Genomic DNA, 25637 nt, shown 5'->3' on the forward strand with positions numbered 1-25637 from the left:
ATTAACCAAGAAAATAACGCTCAGTCAATTGACTAAGCGTTATTTTTTTATGCTTTTAGTGTTAACCACTGTTGGAAAATAGTTTCTGCATCATAGCGTTTGCTTAACTCGTAAGCTGCATCGCTAAATGATTGTAATTTTTGTGCATCGTTAAGAAGACTAATACTTTTTTTGGCTAATTCATCAGCACTGCTACCAACTAAATAACCATTTTGTTCCTCTTCAATCAGCTCATTCGGACCATACCGATAATCAAAACTTACAACCGGGACGCCGTGACTCAAAGCTTCTTGCATGGCTAAGGGCTGTCCATCTGATTGGCTAGTATCAATTAATAACTGAGCTTCGTCATAAATGTGTCCAATTTGTGGTTGGTAATCTTTAAAATTAACAACCCCTGGTTCATCAAGTTTTAAATCAATGACTTGTTGTTTGAATTGATTGACAGTTTCTTCACCACCGTAGCCCCAGATATCTAGCGTCGCATCTTGAACCGTTTGCCGAATCTGTTTAAAAGCTAACAGCGCCTGATCGATATTTTTATCAAAATCTAAGCGGCTTACCAATAGTAGTTTGTGGGGGGTACGGGCAGCCATTTTCACAGGTTTATCAACGTTGTCACTGACTGCACCAGAGATGATTTGCACGTTTAATTTTGGCACTCGCTGTTTAAGGTCGGCAGCTTGGCGTTGGGCCATCACAATCACACCATCATAGTGTGTTTGCCCTTCATCACTAAATGGTCCCTGATATAAATCATTGATGGGACTGTTAATGTCATTTGGATTTTGTAGATGATTAAATGGTACCCAGAGATATTTTTGAGCGTGAGAGGTCATCGCCATCATTGGGCCATTTGTTTGGGCTGGACGATCTGATACGAAGATAGCAGGCTCATCAGTTTGTTGATTCAGCTGATCAAGAAAAAAAGTTTGTAATTCTTCAATTGTGTCAAAATAGTAGTCTTTACCACGATAATCAATTAATCGGTTCAAAGAATTAATTGACGTCTGGTCCACAGAAGCAACATAGTAACGTTCCATAAAACGCGTACCATCCGGTTTATACAAGGTCTCATAAATCAGATGACCTTGTTTGTCGTAAAACCCATCAGATGCTTTAAACCCACGAATATCATACTGACTTTTTAAGGTTAAGTTTCCTGCCCGATCAAAATAACTGATTTCACCAATTTGAGCTACAGTGCCAATGATGAAATAAATTTTGCCAATTAATAAATCGCCATCTGTGATATCTCTAATACTGTTGCCACTGGTGATTTGGTAACTAGCTGGAAATGGCATGTCATCAACTTTCAGCGGTTGACCAACGTAATCGACCGTGCCGCGGAAAAAATCAAATAAATTCACAAATTGCGTCGATTCAACATCAAATTTTGCGGCCGTTTGTGGCAGCACTGGATCAAAATTAAACGTCAACAATTTAGCTGGTTCTCTAAATTTTTTAAAGAGCTGTAATCGTTTAATTTCGGCATGTTCAACGCTTGAATTTCTAGCCATAAAGTATTGATTTACAAAATAAAACATTGCGCTTCCTCCTTTCTTTATTATTTCACATCGTCAATCAAAGTTTGCCATTTCTTCATGACGTTTGCTTCTGAGAAACGTTGACTATCTTCATAGGCGTGTTCACTATAATTGGCTAGTTGTTTTTGATCACTAAGCAATTCAATAATCGCTTTTGCGAGACCATCAATATCTTCATTTTGCGTTAATATACCATCAACATGATCAATCACCACGTCTGCTGGGCCGTATTTAATATCGTTTGCCACAATTGGCACACCGTGTGATTGTGCCTCAACCAGCGTTAGTGGCAGTCCTTCCGCTCGACTAGGCAGTACAAGTAGCTGAGTTTGGTCATAAATTGTATTCACATCACTGGTGTAGCCTTTAAAATGTACCGATTTTTTCACACCAAGCTCCTTTACTTGTTGACGTAACTCATCGCCAGTTTCTCCCATTTCATAGCCCCATAAATCCAAATCTGCATCAGGCAATGCTTTAATCACTTGTGGCCAGGCCTCAATTAAATATTTTTGTTGTTTTTCTGGCGCCAACCGAGCTACCACGACCACCTTGTATGGTGTCCGTTTTTCAAATGCGACATGTGGTTTTTCGAGTTGTGCTTGGGGGGCAATCGGACCTGGAATTTGATAAACCTGAATACCAGTTTGAGCAAATCGCTCATTAAAATCAGCCGTTTGCTGTGTCGTTAAACAAATCACGGCGTCCCACTGATTGATATTCTTTAAAGCATATTCATAGTTATAATTTAACGATGAATGTAGCATATCATTGGCATCATTAGCATGATTGTTATGTAATTGAATTGCTCGAAAGACATGCTGTTGCATATGCAACACAGACCATGCAAGCTCATTTGCACGATCGACAATTAATGCAATTTGTTTATCCTCTGTTGCCTGTTGATTAGCAACGATTTGATCGTAAAAAAAGGTGGTTAACTGATCAAAGCTCGTAAACTGATAGTCTTGTCCTTGAAAATTAAACAAATGGTAATTCTCAATATCGCGATTAAGACGATCATTCAAACGACTCTTTTGGATAGCAATACTGCCATCTGGACGTAGATAATTTTCGACACTAATCTTGTCATCCCAACCATAAATTTGTTCCACTGAGGCAAATCCACGGCAATCGAACCAACGAACTTTGAGAAGTTTGCCAAAATGATCGAAATACTGAATATTCATCACCCGTTTGTCATTTTCAGAATAGCGACGAACGTAGGCGACACGTTGTTTATTCACACTGAAATAGTAATTAAAACCGTCTGTCTCGCGTTTCCAACTAGGATCTAAGTGCAAATCCTGAATGTAAACTTTACGGTCTTCAATTTGGGTCACTTCTTGAAAATAGTCGTATAAATTTAAAATATCTTGATCATCAATACCAAGTTTGCGCGTGGTGTCGTGCATATTGTTGTCGTATTGTCTGGTAACAATTTGTGCCGGTACTTGATATTGTTTGAAGAGATTTAACCGCTTGATTTGAGCGTGTTCAATTCCTGAATTATTTGTTTGAATACTATCGTTTAAAAAATAAAACATGCAGGCTCTCCTGATAAATTAATGTATTTGTTGTGATATTAGATATATCATACTAGTAATTGATATTTTTTTCAGCAACTGGCAGGGATTTAAATTCATTTTAAGGACTGCAATATGTTATGATAAACCAACAAGCAAAAGGAGGATATGGACTCTATGCAAGATCCATTTCAAAATAAAAACGATCAAAATGATCCGAATAATCAAAATCCATTCTCCAATTTACCGCTCCCGCCAAACTTCGCTACAGTTGTCAATCCAGACAACGGTCAAGTCCGGGCAGCCAAAGTTGGTGTTTCATGGACCACGTTATGGTTCGGCCCAATTCCAGCCATGATGCGTGGTGATTGGTATAACTGTGCTTTAATCATCATTTTTGATTTGATTTACGCTATGGGTATTTCAATGCTCGGCTTACAAATTGCATTGCCTTTGCCAGCAATTGTTTTTGGCTTAATCTACAACCTAATGTATTTTAGACATTTGTTTAATCTCGGTTACAAACCTGCAGATGAACATTCTAAACAATTATTAACAGAAAGCCGGTACTGGAAAGGCTAAGTTAGTTGAATCACTTTAAAGAGCACAATTAAAAATCAACCCTAAATAAAAATTCTGCAGCTAAACAACGCTTGCAGAATTTTTTTCTATTTCATTTTATCTTGAACAAGATTGAGCACTCGTTTTAACGCCTTACTCGAAAAAATATCTCCTGTTTCACAAGGGACAAACTGAACACCCTCACGATGGGTAATATCAGTAACCTTTAGCAAGTTAGCATTAATTAAATAACAACGGTCTGGTTGAAAATCTAGATCATCTTCAAAGCGATCAAACTGAATTAATTGAATATTTTCATTGTTTAATTTTGCCTGAACGCGTTTGAAAAATAAGTTATCCAAAAAAGTATCAATCATGGCTGATCCAGTGATGGAACTCTGATTTAACCCCACCATCATCGAATTTATAACTACAAGTTGATTGATCATTATGATTAGCCTCCTCCCACAAAGCACGACCATAATCATTTCTTAATGGAAGCATAACAAATACATTTGATAGCGTCAACTAATCATTGATTTAGTTTGGGTGTGTCTAGGCCCACTCTCGTGGTGCCTCGCGCCACTTCTTTAAGGATGCCAGTTCGTCATCATCAATCAGATTTTGTGTCTTGGCGACGTTGATCAGTTCTCCATAATTGGTGACTGACTTAAACGATAATCCTGCTTGCACAAAATTCGTTTCAGCATCAGCTAGTTGGTATGAGAAAATCGAGGCCACGCCAACGACATCCCCACCTTCTTTTTTCACCGCTTCAACTGCTTTTAAAACACTACCACCGGTAGAAATGAGATCATCAATCACTAATACTTTTTGACCTGGTTGCATCACGCCTTCAATTTGCCGACCTTGACCATGATCTTTTGGTTTACTGCGGACATAAATCATCGGTAAAGCGAGTGCTTGTGCTAACCACGCAGCATGGGGGATTCCAGCAGTTGCGGTACCTGCAATCACTTGTGTTTGCGGATAATTGGTTTTCACAATATCAACCAGTCCCACACAAATTTGTTCACGAACCTTGGGATATGAAATCGTCAGCCGATTATCACAGTAGATTGGGCTTTGAATGCCACTTGCCCAGGTAAAAGGTTGGTTGGGTCGTAATGATACCGCCTGAATATCTAATAATTGTTGCGCAACCGTTTCTGAGATTGACATGTTTATTCCTCCATAAATTGTTTAGCGATTTCGATATACGCCATCCTGGGATCTTTAGCCTGCGTAATTGGACGGCCCACCACAATACCATTTGCACCTAATTGGCGAGCTTGTCTGGGGGTCACCACCCGTTTTTGATCGTTATTTTGCGTTCGACTCGGTCGAATTCCTGGTGTAACACACAAAAAATCATCATTAACCACTTCGCGAATCAACGTGACTTCTTGTCCTGAACAAATTACGCCACTGAGTCCACAATTTTGAGCCAGTAGTGCATAGTGTTGAACTGACTCGGCCAACGTTAAATCAACGTGCTGTTCTTCATGGAGAATTTGTTCATCAATCGAGGTCAACTGAGTGACTGCTAGTAAATACGGCGTTGCCACATTGAAACCGGCTTTTTTAGCACCCGTCTGCAAGCCTCGTAACCCAGCTTTTAACATTTCTGATCCGCCAGCGGCATGGATTGTGGTCATCTTAATACCCAAACTGCCGATGACCTGCATCGCTTGTTCAACAGTATGGGGAATATCGTGTAGTTTCAAATCTAAGAAGATTTCAAAGCCCTTGCTTTGAACAAATTTAACGATGGCGGGTCCTTCACTGTAGTACAGTTCCATGCCAATTTTGATAATTGGCCGCGGTGTTTTCGGCAACTGATTTAAAATTTCATTCGCTGCTGTTTTATTGTGAACATCTAAAGCGACAATCGGTGCAAATTGCATTAGAATTGCACCTCCGTTAATTCTGACAGGGTGTGAATGCCATAATAGTCCATCACCACCGGCAAATCAGCAATAATTTTTGGACAAGCTAATGGATCATGGAAATTAGCTGCGCCAACTTCAATGGCATTGGCACCGGCCATCATCATTTCCAACACATCTTCAGCACTATTAATACCGCCCATCCCCAAAATGGGCAGTTCAGGGGCGGCCGTCCTGATTTGATGAATCATACGAATTGCCATTGGTTTGAGCGCTTCACCAGACAATCCGCCAGTACCATGTGCCAATTTAGGCTTACGGGTCTTTAAATCAATTGCCAGTCCTGTCAATGTATTGACTAAGGCAACCCCCGCAGCACCACCTGCTTGCGCAGCTAACGCAATCTCGACAATATCCGTGATATTCGGGGTCAGCTTCACATAGAGTGGCACTTTACTGACCGCCACACATTTTGCGGTTAATTCTTCGACCGTTTGGGCATCCGTCCCCATTTCCAAACCACCATGATCAACGTTTGGACAAGACACATTTACCTCAATGGCACTAACATCAGGTGACTGGTTGAGTTTAGCAACCACGTTAACGTATTCATCGATACTAAAGCCGGCTGCACTGGCAATGACCGGTAATTCAGGAAAATGCTGTCCTAACCAGGGCAATTTTTCACTTACTACTCGGTCAACACCCACGTTTTGTAGCCCATTTGAATTCATCCAGCCCGCGGTTGTTTCAACTACGCGTGGTTTTGGATTACCGTCACGTGGCTGGCTGGTTGTCGATTTCAATACCAGTGAACCTAATAAATTTAAATCAAAATTATCTGCCATTTCTTGGCCGTACCAGCATGTCCCACTGGAAGGCATCACCGGATTTTTCAATTCAAGACCTGGAAGTGAAACTGCAAGTCGATTTTCTGTCATGAGTGGTACTCCTTTCAGGCTAGGGCCGTTAAATCATACGATTGGGCACTCAACATTTTAATGACCGCACCAAGTGTATCAAGCGATGTCAGCACCAGTGTGTCGTGCATAATTGCCAATTCGCGAATTTTCGTGCCATCTGCGATAGCACTCGATGTGTCATCCAGCGTATTGACAACTAAATTAATGTCACGATTTTCAAATGCTTGTAAATATTGATCAAAACCACCTGTACTAATTTTTTCAAATGTTTGACGCACTGGAATGTGATTTTCTTGCAGGTATTGGGCGGTCTGTTTAGTGGCAGCCAATTCAAACCCCAATTCAATTAATTGCTGAGCACAGTGCAGCGCCTGTGGTTTTTCTTGATCATTAACTGTTAGCAAGACCCGACCGTGATCAGGTAATTCAAATCCACTGGCAGTAAAGGCCTTACCCAATGCTTTTTCAAAACTGAGATCACTACCCATTACTTCACCAGTCGACTTCATTTCTGGTCCGAGTAGACTGTCCACTTGATCTAATTTACTGAAAGAGAACACGGGAGCTTTAACGTGAACGGCATTCGATGCCGGTTGAATCCCTGATTGGTAACCCAAATCGGCTAGCCCGTCACCCATGATGGCGCGCGTTGCTAACTGCGTCATTGGAATATTGGTGACCTTGCTTAAAAATGGCACCGTGCGACTGGCCCGCGGATTGACTTCAATTACATATGCTTGTTCATCTTTAATCACAAACTGGACATTCATCAAGCCCAGACAATTCAATGCTTTAGCCAATTTTTCTGTGATTGTTTCGATTTGCTGTTGCACATTTTGACTTAGCGTTTGGCTAGGATAAACGGCCATTGAATCACCTGAGTGAACACCTGCATGTTCGATATGTTCCATGATGCCCGGAATAACCACGGTTTGACCGTCGCTAATTGCATCGACTTCACATTCTTGACCGTTGACGTACTGGTCAATCAAGACCGGGTGCTGATGCGAAACTTGAATAGCCTCAGTCATATAGTGCGTCAATTCAGTTTCGTTATAAACAATTTCCATTGCGCGTCCACCAAGGACATAACTAGGACGCACTAATACCGGATAACCAATTTTATTAGCGGCCACCAAAGCATCTTCTTGGTTCGTTACCGTCACACCGACTGGCTGGACGATGGCTTGTTCGGTCGTAATTTGATTAAATTGCTCACGATCCTCGGCGGCGTTCACATCTTCAACAGTCGTGCCTAGAATCTTAACGCCATGATCGGCTAATGGTTGGGCCAAATTGATCGCCGTTTGCCCACCAAACTGAACGATAACGCCCAGTGGTTGTTCCACATCAATGACATTTAATACGTCTTCAAGGGTCAGGGGCTCAAAGTAAAGTTTATCTGAAATAGAGAAATCGGTTGAGACTGTTTCAGGATTATTATTCATAATAACGGCATTGTAGCCAGCTTCTTGAAGGGTTTGAACACAATGCACAGTGGCATAATCAAATTCAATCCCTTGGCCAATCCGAATTGGCCCCGCTCCGATAACCAGCACCGTTTTTTGCTCAGATGGTAAACTCTCATTTTCATGTTCGTACGTGCTGTAGAAGTAAGGTGTTGCGGATTCAAATTCACCCGCACAGGTATCAACCATCTTGTAAACCGGAATAATATGGTTGGCGATTCGCATTTGGCGAATTTGATCTGCCGTTTGTTGCCATAAATTCGCAATCACTTCATCACTAAACCCGTTTTGCTTGGCAGTCTGCAAGAGTTCAACATCATTTGATTGGGTATGCAATGCATCCCTTAATTCTTTGATGTGGAGTAACTTGTCTAAGAAAAACAAATCAATGCGCGTGAGTTCGTTAATTTCAGCTAAGCTCCAACCCCGATCAATGGCTTCATAAACGGCAAACAAACGATCATCGCGAGCATGCACAAGTAAGTCTTCTAATTGCGCATCCGTTTGCTCTGCCATCTCACTACTTTTAACTTCGTGGGTGTCAATTTCCAATGAACGAACCGCTTTTTGAGTTGCTTCTTCAATATTGCGGCCAATTGCCATCACTTCACCAGTCGCCTTCATTTGAGTCCCTAACAGACGATTGGCGTGACTAAATTTATCAAAGGGCCACCGCGGAATTTTGCAGACCACATAATCAAGAGCTGGTTCAAAATCTGCATAAGTTGTTTGAGTAACCGGATTAATGACTTCGTCTAAGTTGAGTCCGACGGCAATTTTAGCTGCCAGCTTAGCAATCGGATAACCGGTGGCTTTAGAAGCTAACGCGGATGATCGGCTCACCCGAGGATTAACTTCAATAATGTCATATTGATCACTATTTGGATCAAGAGCGAGCTGGACATTGCAGCCGCCTTCAATTTTCAAAGCTGAAATCAACCGTAACGACACATCCCGCAACATTTGATATTGCTTGTCAGTTAATGTTTGAACAGGTGCATAAACAATCGAATCACCAGTATGAATGCCGACAGGATCAAAGTTTTCCATTGAACAAACAACCATCGTGTTACCAGCGTGATCACGCATCACTTCAAATTCGATTTCTTTATAACCGGCGATGCTTTGTTCGATTAATACTTGCGTGATGGGTGATAGTTCCAAGCCATTACCCGCAATTTCGATTAATTGTGCTTCATCGTTAGCGATTCCGCCACCACTGCCGCCCAGCGTGAAAGCTGGTCGAATAATAACCGGATACCCAATCTCATTGGTAAAATCGATGGCTTCGGTAACTGTATTGACTGTTTTGGATTGTGGAATTGGTTCATCTAAGTCGAGCATTAATTCCTTAAATTGTTCGCGATCTTCAGCTTGGTTAATTGAAGCTAAGCCAGTCCCGAGTAATTCAACATTGTATTGTTTCAACACCCCGGCTTCATCTAACTGTTTAGCTAGATTTAAGCCGGTCTGACCACCAACTGTGGCTAAAATGGCATCGGGGTGTTCTTTATAAATAATACGACTGACAAATTCTAGTGTGAGTGGTTCGATATACACTTTGTCAGCAATTTCAGCATCGGTCATAATGGTGGCCGGGTTGGAATTAATCAAGACCACTTCGTAGCCTTCTTCGCGTAGCGCTAAACAGGCTTGTGATCCTGAATAATCAAATTCGGCGGCTTGGCTAATCACAATTGGGCCGGAACCAATCACCAAAATTTTATGAATGTCTTGTCTTTTTGGCATTTATTTTCCCTCCCGTTGGCGATTAAAGCTCTCAATACTGTCTAAGAAATCATCGAATAAGTGACTGGCATCGTGCGGTCCTGGCGCTGCATCTGGATGAAATTGGACTGAGAATGCTGGATATTTTTTGTGTCGCAGTCCTTCCACCGTTTGATCGTTAATTTCTTGGTGAGTGACCATTAAATCAGCGGCATCAACAGAGTTTGCATCGACTGCATAGCCATGATTTTGGGCGGTGAAATCAACTCGATTAGTCGCAATTTCACGCACTGGATGATTAAATCCGCGATGGCCAAATTTCATTTTGAACGTTTGCGCACCGTTTGCTAAGGCAAATAACTGATGTCCCATACAAATGCCAAACAACGGGACGTGTTGTTCAATTTCAGTAATCATCGGTAACGCAAAGCTAGCGTCCATTGGATCACCAGGGCCATTGCTGAGCATGACGCCATCTGGATGTAAGTTCAAAATTTCTTGAGCATTGGTCGTAGCTGGGACAACTGTCACGTCACAATGGCGTTTACTGAGCTCGTTTAAAATGCTGCCCTTTAGACCAAAATCAACGAGAACAATTCGTTTGCCATCCCCGGGATTTTGATAGGCTGTTTTGGTGGAGCTACTCATAATTAAATTCTGTTTACCAGGTTGGTTTAACAATTCAGTGGCCAGTGCTAAATCATCAACCAAAACCGCGCGCATCGTGCCCACTTCTCGTAACTGTTTGGTAACCTCTCGTGTGTCGATACCGCTAATGCCCGGAATATCGTGTTGTTTCAAATAGTCCGCTAAACTAATTTGATTACGCCAATTACTAGCTTTTCTAGCAAGTTCATGAACGACTACGCCGGCCGTCGTTGGTGCTAGTGATTGACTATCAGCTAAATCAACGCCGTAGTTACCAATTAATGGATATGTAAATAATAAAATTTCACCGTTATAGGATTGATCAGTAATTGATTCAAAATAACCACTCATCCCCGTGTTAAAAACTAATTCACCACTACAGTCAACATCAGCACCAAAAGCTGTTCCTGTAAATGTTGCGCCATTTTCTAACACTAAATACCGTTTTTTACTTGGCATGTTCATCCCTCCGATACACAATTTGACCATCCACCATCGTTAAGACTGTTGGCGCGTTGACCTGTTGGCCAATAAATGGTGAGTTATGACCCTTTGATAAGAAATTTGCTGCCGCAATCACTTCAGTCTTTTGCAAATCAAACACGGCAATATCTGCGGGCTGTCCAACCTGCAACTGACCCGCATTTTGTAGGTTAAAGAGACGTTGCGGCTGTGTGCTCATCCAATCAATTAATTGGGCCAGTGTCCAGAAACCTGGTTTTACAAAGTGCGTGTAGAGTAAGGCAAAGACATTTTCACTTCCAACAATGCCATTTTGTGAAGTCAACAATCCTTGATTTTTTTCAGCATCCGTATGTGGTGCATGATCGGTCGCAATCATGTCGATGGTGCCATCCATTAACCCCACCAAACAAGCTTGTCGGTCTTCTGGAGAACGTAATGGCGGATTCATTTTGTAGTTGCCATCGTCAGTTTCAATCATTGAATCATCTAGTAACAGGTGATGTGGCGCAACTTCACATGTGACGTTAATGCCCATTTCTTTAGCAGCTCGTACTAAGTCAACACTTGCTTTAGTCGACACATGGCAGACATGATAATGAACACCCGTATCCTGAGCTAATACTAAATTGCGCGCAATTTGTGCTGTCTCACTGACTCCTGGATTACCTGGTACGTGAAATTTGTCAGCTGTTTTGCCAGTGTTAATAACCCCACCTTGCGTCAAAGTCATATCTTGGGCGTGGTCACATAAAATGCCATCAATTTGTGCCAATGCTTGCATTGCTTGATACATAACTAAGGCATTTTCAATCCCTGACCCATCATCACTAAATGCAAAAGCCCCATGTTGTTTTAATGCAGCATAGTCGTTGAGGGCGTTTCCTTGTCGTTGTTGAGTGACCGGTGCATATTGTGCAATTTTAACAACACCCTGTTTGTTCAGTTCCAATTGTTGATCCAATTGGTCCGGTGTGTCTGGTGTTGGCTTTAAATTGGCCATCGCACCGATGGTTGTAAAACCACCGTGAGCTGCTGCTTGAGATCCCGTTTTAATTGTCTCCTTATTCGTAAAGCCTGGTTCGCGCAAGTGAACGTGAACATCAATTAAACCCGGTGTCACCAAACTATTGGCTAGATCTAGCAGCTGACCGTCTTGTTGGGTTCCACGTGAAACAATTGCTGTAATTTTTTGATCTTCAATGACAATGTCGCGTGGCTGAAGTTGGCCATTGATGAGTAATTGGCCATTTTGCAAAACTGTTTTCATGCTCTTCTCTCCTATAACAAACCTTGATAACGCAGGACACGGGCTAAAATTGCCATGCGAACAAAGACCCCATTTTGCATCTGCGTGAAAATTCTGGAGCGTTTGCTTTCAACTAGGTCACTATCGATTTCAACACCACGATTGACAGGGGCTGGGTGAATGATGATAGCATGTTCTTTCATCTGCTCATAGCGCTGTTCCGTTAATCCGAATGCCTGGTGATAAGCCGCTTCGTCAAAGTCCTGATTGTCACCAGCACTTAATCGTTCATGTTGGACCCGTAACAAATTCACAACATCCATTTTTGGTAGGAGCTCATCGAGGTCACCGTATTGCCCATATTTTTCCATCAAAGCATCCCGAAAATGATCTGGTCCAGCAAAATAGACATTTGCACCCAGGCGTTGCAACATTTGTGCGTTGCTGCGAGCCACTCGTGAGTGCTTCACATCGCCGATAATCAGAGCGTTTAAACCACAAAAACTCTCGAACTGCTCATGAATGGTCATCATGTCTAATAAACACTGTGATGGATGTTGCCCGCTACCATCACCGGCATTCACAAGGCTGAGGTTTAACCCACTGTCGATGAGGTCACGATAATACCCATCTTCCGGATGGCGAATCACCGCGACGTTAACGCCAATGGATTCAATCGTTTTTAAGGTGTCGTATAAACTTTCACCTTTTGTCACTGAACTGGTATCGGCATTAAAATTCAGGACCTGCATTCCTAATTTATGTTGGGCCATTTGAAAACTCGTTTTCGTCCGGGTCGAATTTTCAAAGAATAAATTCATTGCATAAGCAGGTTTCGTGAGTTGGACAGTTTTGCCTGCTTTAAAAGCTGCTGCTTCGTGTAACAAGTCCATCACGTCTTCTTCGTCCATATTTTCAACAGTTACTAAGTTTTTTTGAATTCTTTCAGTCATCATCATGCAGTATCTTCCTTTCTATCAAGCAACAAAAAAACTGACAAATACAAGTTGCTAATGTTTCCTCAAGTTAGCAATCTAGTATTCGCCAGTTTTTCGTGCAGTGACTGCACGTTTTCTAGTGAATGACTGGACCGTTTTGTTCTCTCTGGAAACAATTAAATGGTTCAGTAACTTTATTTTATTTTTTCAATCGTAATGTCTTCGTGACCGTCATATTCTTCCATCGCCACTTGAACTTGTTCATCAAGAGCGGTAGGAATGTTTTTACCAACAAAATCAGGACGAATTGGTAATTCTCGGTGACCGCGATCTACCAATACGGCGAGTGAAATTTTCTTTGGACGTCCAAGGTCCATCAATGCATCAAGGGCAGCCCGCACCGTTCGACCAGTAAAGAGTACATCATCAACCAAAATCACGTGCTTATCCGTAATATCAACGGCAATATCGGCTGATTCAACAGTCGGTTCAATATGATGATCTGGCACATGACGATCATCACGGTACAGTGAAATATCTAATTCGCCAACGGGAACATCGATTTGTTCTAATTGTTGCATTCGTTTGGCTAATCGCTTCGCTAAGTAAATACCACGTGTTTTAATACCAACAAAGACTAAATCATCGACACCTTTATTTTGTTCAATAATTTCATAGGTGATGCGGGTTAACGCACGTTGCATGCTTGAGCCGTCCACAACTTCATGTGCCAAAAATCTCACTCCTTTTATTAAATATGACTGGTCAAAAAAGAACCTCTTAGCCAAAAGGTTAAGAGGTTCTCATCAATTTATCCGAGTCCTTCTTAGCCTCACTGGACTAATTTAAAGGTCATTTATATTGAAGACAAGTTTATCCGAATTTAATCTGGGTGTCAAGCAATCATTTAACGATACTGACGGGTATTTTCTGCCAAATGAACTAAATTACGTAAGAAGTCATGCGTCGTGGCTTCGTAATTGTACTTCTTTCCCAATTCGTAAATGTAGCCGTTGATGTAATCGACTTCAGTTGGACGATCCTTGCTCATATCTTGATACATTGATGGATAATGCAGTGGATTGGTCACTTTGCTGACGTAGGCTACTGTATCCCATTCTTCTTGGCGCGTATTCAACAACGTAATGCCGGCCCGTTCACAAACGTCAAAAGCTTCATTGATGAGCTGCTTACCTAATTTGTCGGCTCCTGGATAAGCGATGAATTGTCCCATTTGAATTTCAAATAACGTACATAACGTATTAATCACCGAGTTGAAGATGACTTTAGCTAACAAAGTTCCTTGGAAATTAGTGGTCAGCGTGGGGTTCAAATTAGCTTTTGTAAAATCAGCGACGATTTGGTTAGTGGCGTCGTCAGGTTTTTCTGTTTCATTAGCTAAGTTCATCGAACCGGCACCAGCAGCACCGATGAAATCAACATCCCCAGCCTGGTTCAACACAGTTCCAATTAAGGCGGTTCCACCAATCACTTTTTGTTTGTCAAAATATTGATTTAATTTCTCAATGTGGCCCATCCCGTTCATACCAGTCACCGCATATTGATGTGGTTTAAAGAAATGCGCACTGCGCTTCAATAAATCGGCTAGCAACATTTGCTTTGTAAAGACAATATAAACATCTGGGTCGCCCTCGTAATCTTCAGGAAGGTAAATATTAACGGGAACGAGATGTTTGTTTTGCCCATCACGTGAAACAAAGACCCCATTTTGTTCGTGAATTTTGTTGACTTGATCTTCCCAAGTATCCACAAAATCAACTTCGTAACCTGCTTCTTGTAATAAGACACCATAGCGTAAACCCATGGCACCGGCACCAAGAACTGTATATTTAAAAGCCATTTATCGCCATCTCCTTAAAAAATTTTCAATGAATCAATTCGTTCAACTGCTTCAACTAAACGTTCAGGTGGAACTAATAATCCAATACGGATATAGCCTTCACCTTGCGTCCCAAAACCATTACCAGGGGCAACACCGACACCGACTTTATCAAGTAACAAGTCTGCAAACGATTCACTGGTGTACCCTTCTGGCACTGGCATCCAGGCATAAAAAGTGCCGCCTGGATTGATTGTGCGCCAGCCAATTTTTTCAGCAGCGCCCACAAACGCATTACGACGTTCTTCGTAACGACTCACAATTTGATTAATTTCCGTATCACGTTGTGGATCGGTTAAAGCTTGAATACCGGCTTCTTGTAATGCCGGAAAGACACTAACAAAGAGATGATCTTGAATCAAATTAATGGCTTCAATGATATCTGGATTGCCCACGGCAAAAGCTAAACGCCAGCCAGCCATGTTGAAAGTCTTAGAGTACGTATATAATTCAATTCCCACTTCTTTAGCTCCTGGCACTTCCATAAAGCTAATTGGGTGGTTGCCATCAAAGCCAATTGCACCATAGGCAAAATCGCTGATAATGCCAACGTGATATTTCTTTGCCCAAGCAATGGCATGTTCATAAAACGCCTTCGTTGCCACTGCACCGGTTGGATTATTTGGATAATTAAAGTAGATAAATTTTGCCTTTTGCGCAGTTGCCGCTGGAATCGCATCTAAATCAGGCAGAAAATTATTTTCTTCTTTTAATGGAAAAGTTTCATAGTTAACTTGACCTAATGCCGCACCGGATAAGTAGTCTGGATATCCAGGATCAGGTAATAGGAACGTATCACCTGGATTCATCAACGCCCATGGCAATTCAACCAATCCAATTTTTGATCCACCTAAAATGGCGACTTCTTTTTCAGGATCAAATGTAGCATGATACTGTTTTTCATAAAAATCACTAGCAGCCTGTTTTAGTGCTGGTAAACCACGAAACAGTGAGTACTTATGATTTTTGGGTTTTGCGACCTCTTCTTGGGTGCTTTTAATAATGTAATCTGGCGTTGGCTTGTCTGGATTACCTTGGCCTAAATTAATGACATCAACACCCTCAGCCACTTTTTGATTCACTTTAGCCACTAAGTTAGCAAAAAATTGTTTTGGTAGTCCCTTTAATAGTTCTGATTCTGGAAATTCCATGATTGACGCTCCTTTCTAGTGATACAACTCAACACGACGGTCTTTAAAGACGGGAATTTGCCCTCTAATAGCCGTAATCGTGTCTAAATCAAGACTGGCAGTGAATAATTCTTCTTGTTCTGATCCTTGAGCAACGACATTACCAAGCGGATCAACAACTAGTGAATGACCATTAAACTGGTTGTCAGGATCTGCACCAACACGATTTACTGCAACCACAAAGGCTTGATTCTCAATTGCGCGCGCCTTGACCAGTGCTTCCCATTGTGGAATTCGGACATCTGGCCATTCAGCCACAATGTAGAGAACTTTTGCACCATACTGTGTGTTGGTACGAATCCATTCAGGAAAACGGAGATCATAACAGATAATGCCTGCGCTAGGGACACCAGCAAGTTCATAATGATTTTCTTGATCACCAGCTGTAATAAATTCGCCTTCGTTCATCAGACCAAATAAGTGCACTTTGTCATATTCACTGACCAGTTGTCCGTTAGCGTCGTATACATAATTGGTGTTGAAAAATTTCCCATTCTTTTTGGTTGCGACTGAGCCCCCGACGATGTTGATATGGTTATCTGCTGCCAGTTGTGACAGGAGTTGTTTGGTTTGCTCACCGTCAACATCGGCGATTTCATTTAATTGTGGTAGTGCGTAGCCTGTGTTCCACATTTCGGGGAAGACGACTACGTCTGCCTTTTTTGTCGCTGCTTGTTTGGTGAAGGTTGCTACTTTTTCGAAATTATCCTTGGGGCTGGCGAAAGATACGTCTGTTTGAGCTAGGCCGATGGTTAGTGACATTTTATTTGCTCCTTTTTTCCTTTGTAGCTGAAACGTGCTGCGAGCAACAGCTTCTTCCGGTTAACCAAATAAAAGCAAAATCCCAAACCCGGGGATTTTACTTTTATTTCGTTGCCATAAACCTTGCTGCTTTAGCAGCTTAGTTTTATGGACAGCGTAGTAATCCTCAGAAGCAACCCGTTGCTCTTCGCACTCTAATCTTTGTTCAATCTAGCCGAAATCACATTTCCCAACGATTGAATGATCTGTACTAATACAATCAAAATAATAATCGTTGCGTACATCACATCCGGTTGATAACGTTGGAAGCCGTATTGGTAGGCGATATCTCCTAAACCACCTGCTCCAACTAAACCGGCCATTGCTGTGGCGCCGATGAGGCCGATGGCAGCGATCGTTAAGCCACGAATGATGCTTGATCTTGATTCGCGAACCATGATGCGCCAGATGATTTTTGAGTTGCTAATACCCATTGATTGATATGCTTCAATGGTACCGGGATCTACTTCTAGTAATGATGATTCTACTAACCGACCAATATAAGGACCGGCGTAGACAACTAAGGGCAAGATAACACCACGGATACCGATAGTTGTGCCTGCGACAAATTTGGTAATTGGCAAAATCAAGAATAATAGGATGATAAATGGTAATGATCGTAAGATGTTAATAATCCAGTTGGTAATGGAATAAACCGGTGTATTGGGATGTAAGCCATCTGCTCTCGTGACAACTAATAAGACACCAATTGGAATTCCAATCGCAATGGATAGTAAGAACGTGATGGAGGTCATCGCTAAGGTTTGACCAAACCCGGTCCAGATTACGCTGCCCCATGTATTAATAAATGTTTGCATTATAATCGAACCTCCTCAACGTGGACTTCTTGCTCTTTGATAAACTGTAATGCTTGTTCGTATTGACTATGATCATCTGCTTTTAAATAAACGAGTAAACGACCATACGAATTTCGTTTCATGTACCCCATGCTACCGGCTAAAATATCCGGTACAACCTCAAATTTTTCTTGTACTTGTGCTAATAATGGTTCATTAGCACTCTCCCCCACAAACTGTAGTGAAATCAGTTGATTCGTTCCCGCATATGGTTTCAAAATATCACGCGGTACTCCCAACGTATCACTGACTCCAGCAAAGTTTTTTGTAATCTCTTTTTGTGGATTGGTAAAGACATCCACAACGTTACCTTCTTCTGCGATCACACCTTGATCTAAGACGGCAACTTTATCGCAAACCCTTTGAATAACATTCATTTCATGGGTAATTAAGAAGATCGTAATTCCCAATTCCTGGTTAATCTTTAGAAGCAATGTCAAAATTGATTCGGTTGTTTCTGGATCTAGTGCACTAGTGGCTTCGTCTGATAATAAAATCTTTGGTTCATGTGCCAAAGCCCGTGCCACTGCAACCCGTTGTCTTTGACCACCAGATAATTGAGCTGGGAAACTGTCTTTTTTCTCCCATAAATCAACAATTTTGAGATATTTTTCAGCACGTGATGTCGCTTCTTTTTTATCAATACCTTCCAAAGTTAGTGGTAAAACAATATTTTGTTCTACTGTCGCTGTTACTAATAAGTTATAACTTTGGAAAATCATACCAATCTTACGACGGAGCTTTAATAGTTCTTTTTTCGATAAGCTTGCCACTGATTGGCCATCGACAATCACGTCTCCAGAAGTCGGAATCTCTAGTCCGTTTATCATCCGGATCAAAGTACTTTTACCTGCTCCGGAATAGCCCATCACACCGTAGATTTGTCCTTCTTCAACTTTTAATGAAACATTTTTAACTGCCTTAACATGTTGATTTTTTTGTTGACTCGCAAATTCTTTTGAAACATTTTTAAACTCAATCAATCTGGTAATCCTCCTTTTACGTACCGTGCCAGCACGGCACGCAGACTATTTTTGCCTAGTCTGATTATTTGCTGACAACTACTGAACCACCAAATTCTTTATTGATGTAGTTGGTAACTGTCTTTGAGTGGTAGTACTTCTTCAATTGCTTGATAACTTTATCGTTTTTGTGACCCTTTTGAACAACGAATACATTTGGATATGGGTTGTTAGCATATTTTTCGTGATAAATTGGCTTTGCCTTCTTGGAAAGACCTGATGCGTAAGCAAAGTTTCCGTTCACTGCAGCTGCAGTAACTTCATCAAGTTGCTTTGGTAATTGTGCGGCATCTAATTCAACAATCTTTAAATGCTTAGGGTTTGAAGCAATGGTGTTCTTAGTGGCATTTTGACCAACACCCTTTTTAATCTTGATCACACCGGCTTTTTCGAAGAGTTTCAAAGCACGTGTTTCGTTGGCTGGATCATTTGGAACGGCGATTGAATCACCATCTTTAAGATCACTGAGGTTCTTGACTTTATTTGAGTAGATACCCATTGGGAAAGCAACCGTGTTAAAAGCAATTTCAAACTTGTAACTCTTGTCTTTTTCTTGTTGCTTCAAGAATGGAATGGTTTGATAACTGTTAGCATCCAAGTCACCTGAACTAAGTGATGAGTTTGGTGTGTTGTAATCGCTAAAGGTCTTGATCTTAACGTTTAAACCATCTTTTTTAGCCAATTCCTTAACTTTTTGCATGATGATTTCGTGTGGTCCACCAGTAACCCCGACGGTAATCGTCTTGTCACTTAATTCTTTACTCTTGGAATTACCACAACCAGCTAAACCTCCGATTGTGAGTAATGCGACTGATGCAACAACTAATAAGCGTTTAATTAATGTTTTTTTGTTTGACATGTTAAATCCTCCCTGAAAATAATAGCAATAAGTCATTTTTAATGAACATGATGTGAGAACAAAAAACGCTCGTCCTCATATTAAAATATAAGGACGAGCGTTCAACCCGTGGTACCACCTTGTTTTGTTTTTCTTTCGCAAGAAAAACCTCGGTAAGTCGCAATGCTATGACGTCATTTAGCATTAAGACTAGGTTAGTATAACGAGTACCACCTCGGCATCAATTTAGTTTCCCTCATCAATACAACATTTTGAGACCATATTCGAACTGCTATCTAACTTCCTTTCACCAACCGGAAGCTCTCTAAATAGAATCGCTGGTTCTACTCATCTCTTCATCACGTTCTAATTAAATATTAACTTTATGACTATTGAGTCTAATGCTATTTTAATCTTCTGTCAATGCACAATTGCAAATTTTTTTAATTTTTGTGCTTTAACCCATTAAAAAAGTCGCATGAACCCATATGCCAGGGCCATGCAGCTGTTTTTAATTTGCCGGTAATTGTTCTAAATTAATAATTCCCTCAGTCAACTGGTACAGATAGCCTTCTTGTAAAGCTCGCGCCCAGCTACCTTCATCAAATGGTTCAGATCTCATGATTAACGTTAACATTGCTTCATAGACAGTAATATCATCCGTTAACATCGCTTCACCCATCGTGGCGTGGTTAACCTTACTTTTGATATGGTGTTTTTTTAACGTTTTCCGATAGGCATGATCACAGTATGAACTCTCCAAAAACTCCTGGTTAAATTTCAACATTTCTGCATCATATTTGGGATAACCCATCTGCAAAATACCGTCTTCACGGTCTGTTGCTGTCCAAGCAATTTTTTGGTTTCGTTGTGCTTTAAAATACTCAAGATAGTTCTGTAAATTCATTTGATCACCACCATTTGCTCCCATCATAAAATATTTCTAACCAAAAGTCACCAGTAGTGACAGAAATAGTTTAAATAGTTTAATAATCCAAAAAATGATAAAGTATAGGTGTAGAGATTCACCATGATTTTACCTGCTTTGTCACTAGTTGATCACTTTTCAATTGACTGTTTTCACTTAAAACCGAGGTGTTTGAAATGTGTACAAGCTTATCGTTATTTACAAGCGAAAATCATAACCTTTTTGCACGAACCATGGATTTCCCCACGAAAACACCATGGAAAATGACTTTTTTGCCAAAAACCTTTGAATGGCAACCCAAAACTGAAGAAAAAACCTATACCAGCCGACATGCTATTTTAGGTGGCATGCGCTATACCAAGGGCAAATATTTAATGGGTGATGGCATTAATGATACCGGCTTGTGTTGTGCTGAATTGTATTTCCCGGTTGCGGCCAAATATCATTCTGAAAACCAACCCGGTAAGATTAATTTATCACCACAAGACTTTATTACTTGGGTGCTGACTCAAAATAGTACAGTTGACGAAGTTGTCCAAAAACTCCCCAACATCGCCATCATTGGGCTTGAATGGTTTGATCGAGATGGTGTTTATCCATTCCACTGGGTACTAACAGATGCCAGTGGCAAAATGACAATTATTGAACCAACCTCAACGACTTTAACTGCAATTGATGATCCGGTTCATGTGTTAACCAATACACCAAAATTGGAAAATCACATTACGAACTTAAATCGCTATGTTGGCATTGACTCCAATCAATTCACGGATGAAACCAGAAAAGCAATCATCAACTATTCAGGTAAACTACCGCATAAAACGATTCCGACGGACCGCTTTATCAGAACGGCGCTGGCCGTTGATAAACATCCTAAAGAATCACTAGACCACTCTGTCAGTTGGATTTTTTGTTTCTTAGATAAAGTCAAAATGCCAAAAACTAGTGACTATAAGGATTACACGCACTACATTGGCATTATTGATACAACTGATTATAAATATTGGTTTAAAGATTTAGTTAGCAACCAAATTCAGTGTATGTCATTACCAGATCTGATGGCCAAATATGAGTTACCACATACTTTTCAAATCAAAGGGGCGTTTGATCGTGTCTAAATTAGTTACTGCAAAAGAAATGAAAGCTTTGGATCAATATACAATTAAGACCATTGGGATTCCATCGCTCGTGTTGATGGAACGTGCTTCGCTAGCCGTCCGTGATTATATTTTGGCCCACGATTTTGATCTAAGCCACGTTGTTGTCGTTGCGGGTTTTGGTAACAATGGCGGCGATGGATTGTGCGTGGCGCGTTTGCTAAAAATTGGAGGTACTCGAGATGTTAGCGTGATTAGCGTTGGTAATCCAGCGCATGCTTCTAGTGAACATCAAGTTCAAGCGCACATCTGTGATTATTATGAAATTTCATTAACACAAACTGCTGATGCGTTAGCCTCAGCTACTTTGATTATCGATGCCATTTTTGGCATTGGCATTGATCGTCCGGTTGAAGGAGATTATGCCAGCATGATTGAGGCAATTAATGCGGCCACAGCACCTAAAGTTGCTGTTGATATTCCTTCCGGTATTCATGCAGATACTGGTGAATTATTAGGACATGCGGTTAACGCTGACGCAACAGTCACGTTTGCTTACAATAAATTCGGCCTCACAAAAGCTGATGGCCCAAATTATGCGGGCAGGTAATTGTTGCCAACGACATGGGAACTTATGAACACGCATAAATAAAAGGTTTGGCATTAAATGCCAAACCTTTTTAAATCATTGATTAATTAAGCATGCTGCGTTGCATGTGCTTTTTTCGGTTGTCGTACGGGACGTCGAAGTTCTTCGATAACCTGACGATGTTTTTTGGCAGTTGCCAATTCATCCCCACGCAACATCTGCCACGTTGACATGATGAGGAGCGCGCAAACAAAGATTAATGGGAACCCGGCAATCGCACTGATTGCTTGAACAGTTTTGAATCCACCAACAAACACGATTCCAAATGAGAATAACATGAAGACAAACACCCAAAACAAGCGGTTCATCTTGCTTGGTTGTTGACCAGGAAGCAATTTCTCACTGGTAAACGATGACACAATGAACGCTGATGATGAAATGGTGGTTGCCAAGAAGATGAAGCATGAAATGCAATAAATCACTAACATAATCATCTTGAATGGCAACGTCGAAATCACAGCAGCAATCACGGCTGCTTGCCCATGAGCGTGTAAAATCGCAATCAGGTTAACGACTCCTGTTTTTTGCAAATAAAGTGAATATCCACCCAAAATTGCGTAGAAACTCATGCAGCCTAAGGCACCATAACTTAGCATGCCTAAGATGACCTGACGAATGGTCCGACCACGTGAAATACGGGCAATGAATAAGCCCATCACTGGCATGTAGGATAACCACCAGCCCCAGTAGAAAATAGTTTCTTGTTGAGCGACACCGGCATGCGTTCCAGCTGCTGTAGTTGTACTCATTGAAATAAACTTAGAAATCATTAAGCCCAAACTATTACTTTCTGAGTTCAAAATATAAATCGTTGGACCAACAAGTAGCACAATAAGCAAAAAGCCAATGGCAGTCCAAATGTGGGCTGAACTAAGCTTATCAATGCCGCCTTTAATTCCTTTTAGCATCGTGACCGTAAAGATAATAAATAAGACCACAAACATGCTGAGTTTCAATAAAATATTGTCTGGAATACCAGTAATTGAATTAATTATTTTAGATAATACTGGAATTTCCATCCCAACAGATGAACCAATCCCACCCATAATGCCAAATACAACCAAGAAATCAATCAAGCCACGCAAAAAGGCTTTGTAACGTTGTGGTCCTTGGAGCACGGTAATGGCCGCACTAATTTTCATCACATGCACATGTTTGACGTACATCACATAAGCAATGGCAATCGTAGCAGATGCAAACATCATCCACGCCATGGGACCCCAATTAAATTGACCAAGCATATGCGCATTGCGATAAGCTGCTTCACTATAAGGTTTAGTACCCATCACTGGTTGTGAAACGTAACGCAGTGGATCGACCATGCTGAGCATCAAAATACTAGCATCAATCGCGGTCGCAAACACCATGCTCCCCCACTGGAAGCCACTGTATTCAGGTTGATCATCACGATTCCCTAATTTAACTTTGCCAAAACGGCTAAAAGCCAAATACATGAAAAACACGAAGTTCAACACATAAATCCAGAGATAGGCCCAACCCATCTTAGTCGAAATCAAGTCCATCAAACTACTTAAAGAGCTCTGCAGATGATGCCCACCAAGCAGTAGCCCAATGGAAACAAGGCCAAACAAAATTGCGGTAGGAATGAACATTTTCTTGTCTATATTATGATTTTGGTGGTGTAAAATAAATAATTACCTTCTTTTTAAAAGTTAGAGTGCGGAGGAAAACGGGTTGCTTCTGAGGATTAACGGAATAAAAGCGAAATCCCCGGTTCTGGGATTTTGCTTTTATTTTGTTAACCGGAAGAAGCAGTTTTCCGGAGCACGTTTCAGCAACAAAAAAGCACTTCAATAAAACAAAAAAAACGCCAAAGCCAAAAATCTCACTAGAGATATCTGCATAGCGTTTTAAACTGATACAAATACTAATGAATTCGCTCAAATAATTGATTGAAAACTAATAGTTTACGGGATCACATCCCCATTTTGATCAAGATGATGAATAATTCGCGCGGGATTACCAGCAATCACCACATCGCTTTCAAACGATTTAGTCACCACGGAACCGGCGCCAATGACCACTCGATCACCAATTGTTACTCCCGGCAAGATCGTCACGTGGCCACCCATCCAGACACTACTACCAATCGTAATTGGGGCACCTAATTCAACATCGGCATCGCGCTTTTTAGCGGATAACGGATGAATTGGGGTATAAAGCCCGACATCCGGACCAATATAGCAGTGATCACCAATTGTGATTGGACAAGTATCTAACAATGTTAAATGGTAATTGGCATAGAAATGATCGCCAATGTGAATATTAAAGCCATAGTCAAACGCCAAACCACCTTCCACAAAGAAGTGCGGTCCAGAATCTGCCAACAGCGATTTAACACGCGCGTTACGACGATCGTTATTGTCTAATTGATTGATTTGTTGCAACTCATGGCGAATGAATTTACGTCGCTCAATGAGTTCATTATCAAATTGCTGGTACGGTTGGCCAGCAGACATTTTTTCTCTTTCACTAGTCATAATATAATTAGCCTACCACTAATCAAGTGATTTGTTAAAGACGATTGCCGATATACGGGCATTTTGGTAGCGCTTACTTGGTATAATATAAGTATATGAGAAACTTTTTTATATTTTTTAACAAATAAAAATTAAATATCTGTCGGTATAACCAACAATACGTATATAAAACATGAACTTACGTCTATTTATTTATTAAATTGTAAATCAACTGCAAGTTAATTCTTGGTTTTGCTATATTCTCTTTCAAGTTATCTTCAAAATCGCTTAATGTTCTGTTAATCGCTTTTTTATTCACAGTCTTACCATGAAAATCATAAAAATTCCATGCTTTTAATTTATATTTTCTATTCATATTTATTACTAACAATGCATCCGAAGGTCCTATTTTTTTTCTTATCGGATAGTAGTCAATACTCCTATTGTCATTGATGTACATTTTATCACCATTTTTCAGTACACTGTCAATCATAAGGTACCCCCTACCAGAGTATGCATGAACACCGCCGTGATCCTCTGTTTGATTAATATTACTTACATATTTTTTATCAACTTTATCTGGTAATCGATGACGGTTAGCTTCACGTATGAACGGATATTCATTTTTAGCATGATTAGAATGCGTTGCATAATAAAAAGCATTTTTATTTATGTTGTAAGTTGCGTATCCCCCTAGTACAAGGATAAGCACACATGTTGTTATGATGGTAATTATTATTTTCTCTTTATTCATTATTCTCTCTCAAAAAAGTTTTTAACCTTGCTTACAATATGGGAACTGAAGTTATAATGGATGTAAGCTGATTCCTGAGACAACTTTTAAGAGAGCGTATAATGAATAAATCGTCTCTCAAAAGGAAGGAATTTTTACATGCCAACTCGTTACGACAAAGAATTCAAACAAAACATCATCA

At 40.8% G+C, this 25637-nt stretch carries 23 protein-coding genes, 1 pseudogene and 1 other annotated feature; of the genes and pseudogenes, 3 read left to right on the top strand and 21 right to left on the bottom strand.

Annotated features, from left to right (window positions below; genetic code table 11):
- Positions 1–47 precede the first annotated feature (47 nt).
- Together asp1 and ACYVQZ_RS06245 are read right to left on the bottom strand one after the other, a co-directional pair.
- Positions 48–1547 carry an accessory Sec system glycosyltransferase Asp1 gene (gene asp1, locus ACYVQZ_RS06240; RefSeq protein WP_461240546.1) on the bottom strand — a complete coding sequence of 500 codons (1500 nt, stop codon included), beginning with the start codon at positions 1545–1547 and terminating at the stop codon, positions 48–50.
- Between the two features lie 20 nt (positions 1548–1567).
- Positions 1568–3094 (bottom strand): glycosyltransferase, encoded by a 1527-nt coding sequence (locus tag ACYVQZ_RS06245; protein WP_461240547.1) that lies wholly within the window; start codon positions 3092–3094, stop codon positions 1568–1570.
- A gap of 156 nt (positions 3095–3250) precedes the next feature.
- On the opposite strand from ACYVQZ_RS06245, the gene ACYVQZ_RS06250 reads away from it, so the two are divergent.
- Positions 3251–3655: a hypothetical protein gene (locus ACYVQZ_RS06250; RefSeq protein ID WP_461240548.1), complete on the top strand. Its 405-nt coding sequence runs from the start codon at positions 3251–3253 to the stop codon at positions 3653–3655.
- Positions 3656–3741: 86 nt separating this feature from the next.
- Here ACYVQZ_RS06250 and ACYVQZ_RS06255 read toward each other — a convergent pair whose 3' ends face one another.
- The 16 genes from ACYVQZ_RS06255 to ACYVQZ_RS06330 form a co-directional block, all read right to left on the bottom strand.
- On the bottom strand, positions 3742–4083 hold the full coding sequence (locus tag ACYVQZ_RS06255; RefSeq protein ID WP_461240549.1) for a hypothetical protein: 342 nt from the start codon (positions 4081–4083) through the stop codon (positions 3742–3744).
- A gap of 106 nt (positions 4084–4189) precedes the next feature.
- A complete protein-coding gene (gene pyrE, locus ACYVQZ_RS06260) occupies positions 4190–4816 on the bottom strand; it encodes an orotate phosphoribosyltransferase (protein WP_461240550.1) in 627 nt (208 codons plus the stop codon).
- Between the two features lie 2 nt (positions 4817–4818).
- A complete protein-coding gene (gene pyrF, locus ACYVQZ_RS06265) occupies positions 4819–5541 on the bottom strand; it encodes an orotidine-5'-phosphate decarboxylase (RefSeq protein ID WP_461240551.1) in 723 nt (240 codons plus the stop codon).
- Positions 5541–6464, bottom strand: a complete 924-nt coding sequence (locus ACYVQZ_RS06270; RefSeq protein ID WP_461240552.1) for a dihydroorotate dehydrogenase — start codon at positions 6462–6464, stop codon at positions 5541–5543. Before ACYVQZ_RS06270 ends, pyrF begins: the two co-directional genes overlap by 1 nt.
- 14 nt (positions 6465–6478) lie before the next feature.
- On the bottom strand, positions 6479–9664 hold the full coding sequence (gene carB / locus ACYVQZ_RS06275) for a carbamoyl-phosphate synthase large subunit (RefSeq protein WP_461240553.1): 3186 nt from the start codon (positions 9662–9664) through the stop codon (positions 6479–6481).
- A complete protein-coding gene (locus ACYVQZ_RS06280; RefSeq protein ID WP_461240554.1) occupies positions 9665–10750 on the bottom strand; it encodes a carbamoyl phosphate synthase small subunit in 1086 nt (361 codons plus the stop codon).
- Positions 10740–12023: a dihydroorotase gene (locus tag ACYVQZ_RS06285; protein WP_461240555.1), complete on the bottom strand. Its 1284-nt coding sequence runs from the start codon at positions 12021–12023 to the stop codon at positions 10740–10742. The genes ACYVQZ_RS06280 and ACYVQZ_RS06285 overlap by 11 nt, the downstream gene beginning before the upstream one ends.
- An 11-nt stretch (positions 12024–12034) precedes the next feature.
- Positions 12035–12961, bottom strand: coding sequence for an aspartate carbamoyltransferase catalytic subunit (locus tag ACYVQZ_RS06290; protein ID WP_461240556.1), 927 nt, complete (start codon positions 12959–12961; stop codon positions 12035–12037).
- 173 nt (positions 12962–13134) lie between these two features.
- Positions 13135–13674 carry a bifunctional pyr operon transcriptional regulator/uracil phosphoribosyltransferase PyrR gene (gene pyrR, locus ACYVQZ_RS06295; protein WP_461240557.1) on the bottom strand — a complete coding sequence of 180 codons (540 nt, stop codon included), beginning with the start codon at positions 13672–13674 and terminating at the stop codon, positions 13135–13137.
- Between the two features lie 173 nt (positions 13675–13847).
- Complete coding sequence (locus tag ACYVQZ_RS06300; RefSeq protein WP_461240558.1) at positions 13848–14801, bottom strand: ketopantoate reductase family protein; 954 nt, start codon at positions 14799–14801, stop codon at positions 13848–13850.
- A 14-nt stretch (positions 14802–14815) separates the two neighbouring features.
- On the bottom strand, positions 14816–15991 hold the full coding sequence (locus tag ACYVQZ_RS06305; RefSeq protein WP_461240559.1) for a pyridoxal phosphate-dependent aminotransferase: 1176 nt from the start codon (positions 15989–15991) through the stop codon (positions 14816–14818).
- Between the two features lie 15 nt (positions 15992–16006).
- On the bottom strand, positions 16007–16792 hold the full coding sequence (locus tag ACYVQZ_RS06310) for a carbon-nitrogen family hydrolase (RefSeq protein WP_461240560.1): 786 nt from the start codon (positions 16790–16792) through the stop codon (positions 16007–16009).
- Between the two features lie 194 nt (positions 16793–16986).
- Positions 16987–17649, bottom strand: coding sequence for a methionine ABC transporter permease (locus ACYVQZ_RS06315; RefSeq protein ID WP_461240561.1), 663 nt, complete (start codon positions 17647–17649; stop codon positions 16987–16989).
- Entirely contained in the window at positions 17649–18671 is a 1023-nt protein-coding gene (locus ACYVQZ_RS06320) for a methionine ABC transporter ATP-binding protein (RefSeq protein ID WP_461240562.1), read from the bottom strand. Before ACYVQZ_RS06320 ends, ACYVQZ_RS06315 begins: the two co-directional genes overlap by 1 nt.
- 64 nt (positions 18672–18735) lie before the next feature.
- Complete coding sequence (locus ACYVQZ_RS06325) at positions 18736–19569, bottom strand: MetQ/NlpA family ABC transporter substrate-binding protein (protein WP_461240563.1); 834 nt, start codon at positions 19567–19569, stop codon at positions 18736–18738.
- An 86-nt stretch (positions 19570–19655) separates the two neighbouring features.
- Positions 19656–19917: a binding site (T-box leader), on the bottom strand.
- Between the two features lie 142 nt (positions 19918–20059).
- Positions 20060–20455: a DUF6508 domain-containing protein gene (locus ACYVQZ_RS06330; protein WP_461240564.1), complete on the bottom strand. Its 396-nt coding sequence runs from the start codon at positions 20453–20455 to the stop codon at positions 20060–20062.
- Positions 20456–20652: 197 nt separating this feature from the next.
- Here ACYVQZ_RS06330 and ACYVQZ_RS06335 point away from each other — a divergent pair, with 197 nt between their 5' ends.
- Together ACYVQZ_RS06335 and ACYVQZ_RS06340 are read left to right on the top strand one after the other, a co-directional pair.
- Positions 20653–21594, top strand: a complete 942-nt coding sequence (locus ACYVQZ_RS06335; protein ID WP_461240565.1) for a linear amide C-N hydrolase — start codon at positions 20653–20655, stop codon at positions 21592–21594.
- Positions 21584–22221 (top strand): annotated as a pseudogene (locus ACYVQZ_RS06340) (NAD(P)H-hydrate epimerase). The gene ACYVQZ_RS06335 and the pseudogene ACYVQZ_RS06340 overlap by 11 nt, the downstream one beginning before the upstream one ends.
- Positions 22222–22269: 48 nt before the next feature.
- On the opposite strand, the gene ACYVQZ_RS06345 reads toward ACYVQZ_RS06340, so the two are convergent.
- From ACYVQZ_RS06345 to ACYVQZ_RS06355, 3 genes are all read right to left on the bottom strand, one after another.
- Positions 22270–23835: a BCCT family transporter gene (locus ACYVQZ_RS06345; protein ID WP_461240566.1), complete on the bottom strand. Its 1566-nt coding sequence runs from the start codon at positions 23833–23835 to the stop codon at positions 22270–22272.
- Between the two features lie 315 nt (positions 23836–24150).
- A complete protein-coding gene (locus ACYVQZ_RS06350) occupies positions 24151–24723 on the bottom strand; it encodes a sugar O-acetyltransferase (protein ID WP_461240567.1) in 573 nt (190 codons plus the stop codon).
- Positions 24724–24907: 184 nt separating this feature from the next.
- Positions 24908–25456: a hypothetical protein gene (locus tag ACYVQZ_RS06355; RefSeq protein WP_461240568.1), complete on the bottom strand. Its 549-nt coding sequence runs from the start codon at positions 25454–25456 to the stop codon at positions 24908–24910.
- Positions 25457–25637: the final 181 nt, after the last annotated feature.

The sequence above is a fragment of the Paucilactobacillus salsurae genome (assembly GCF_054784995.1).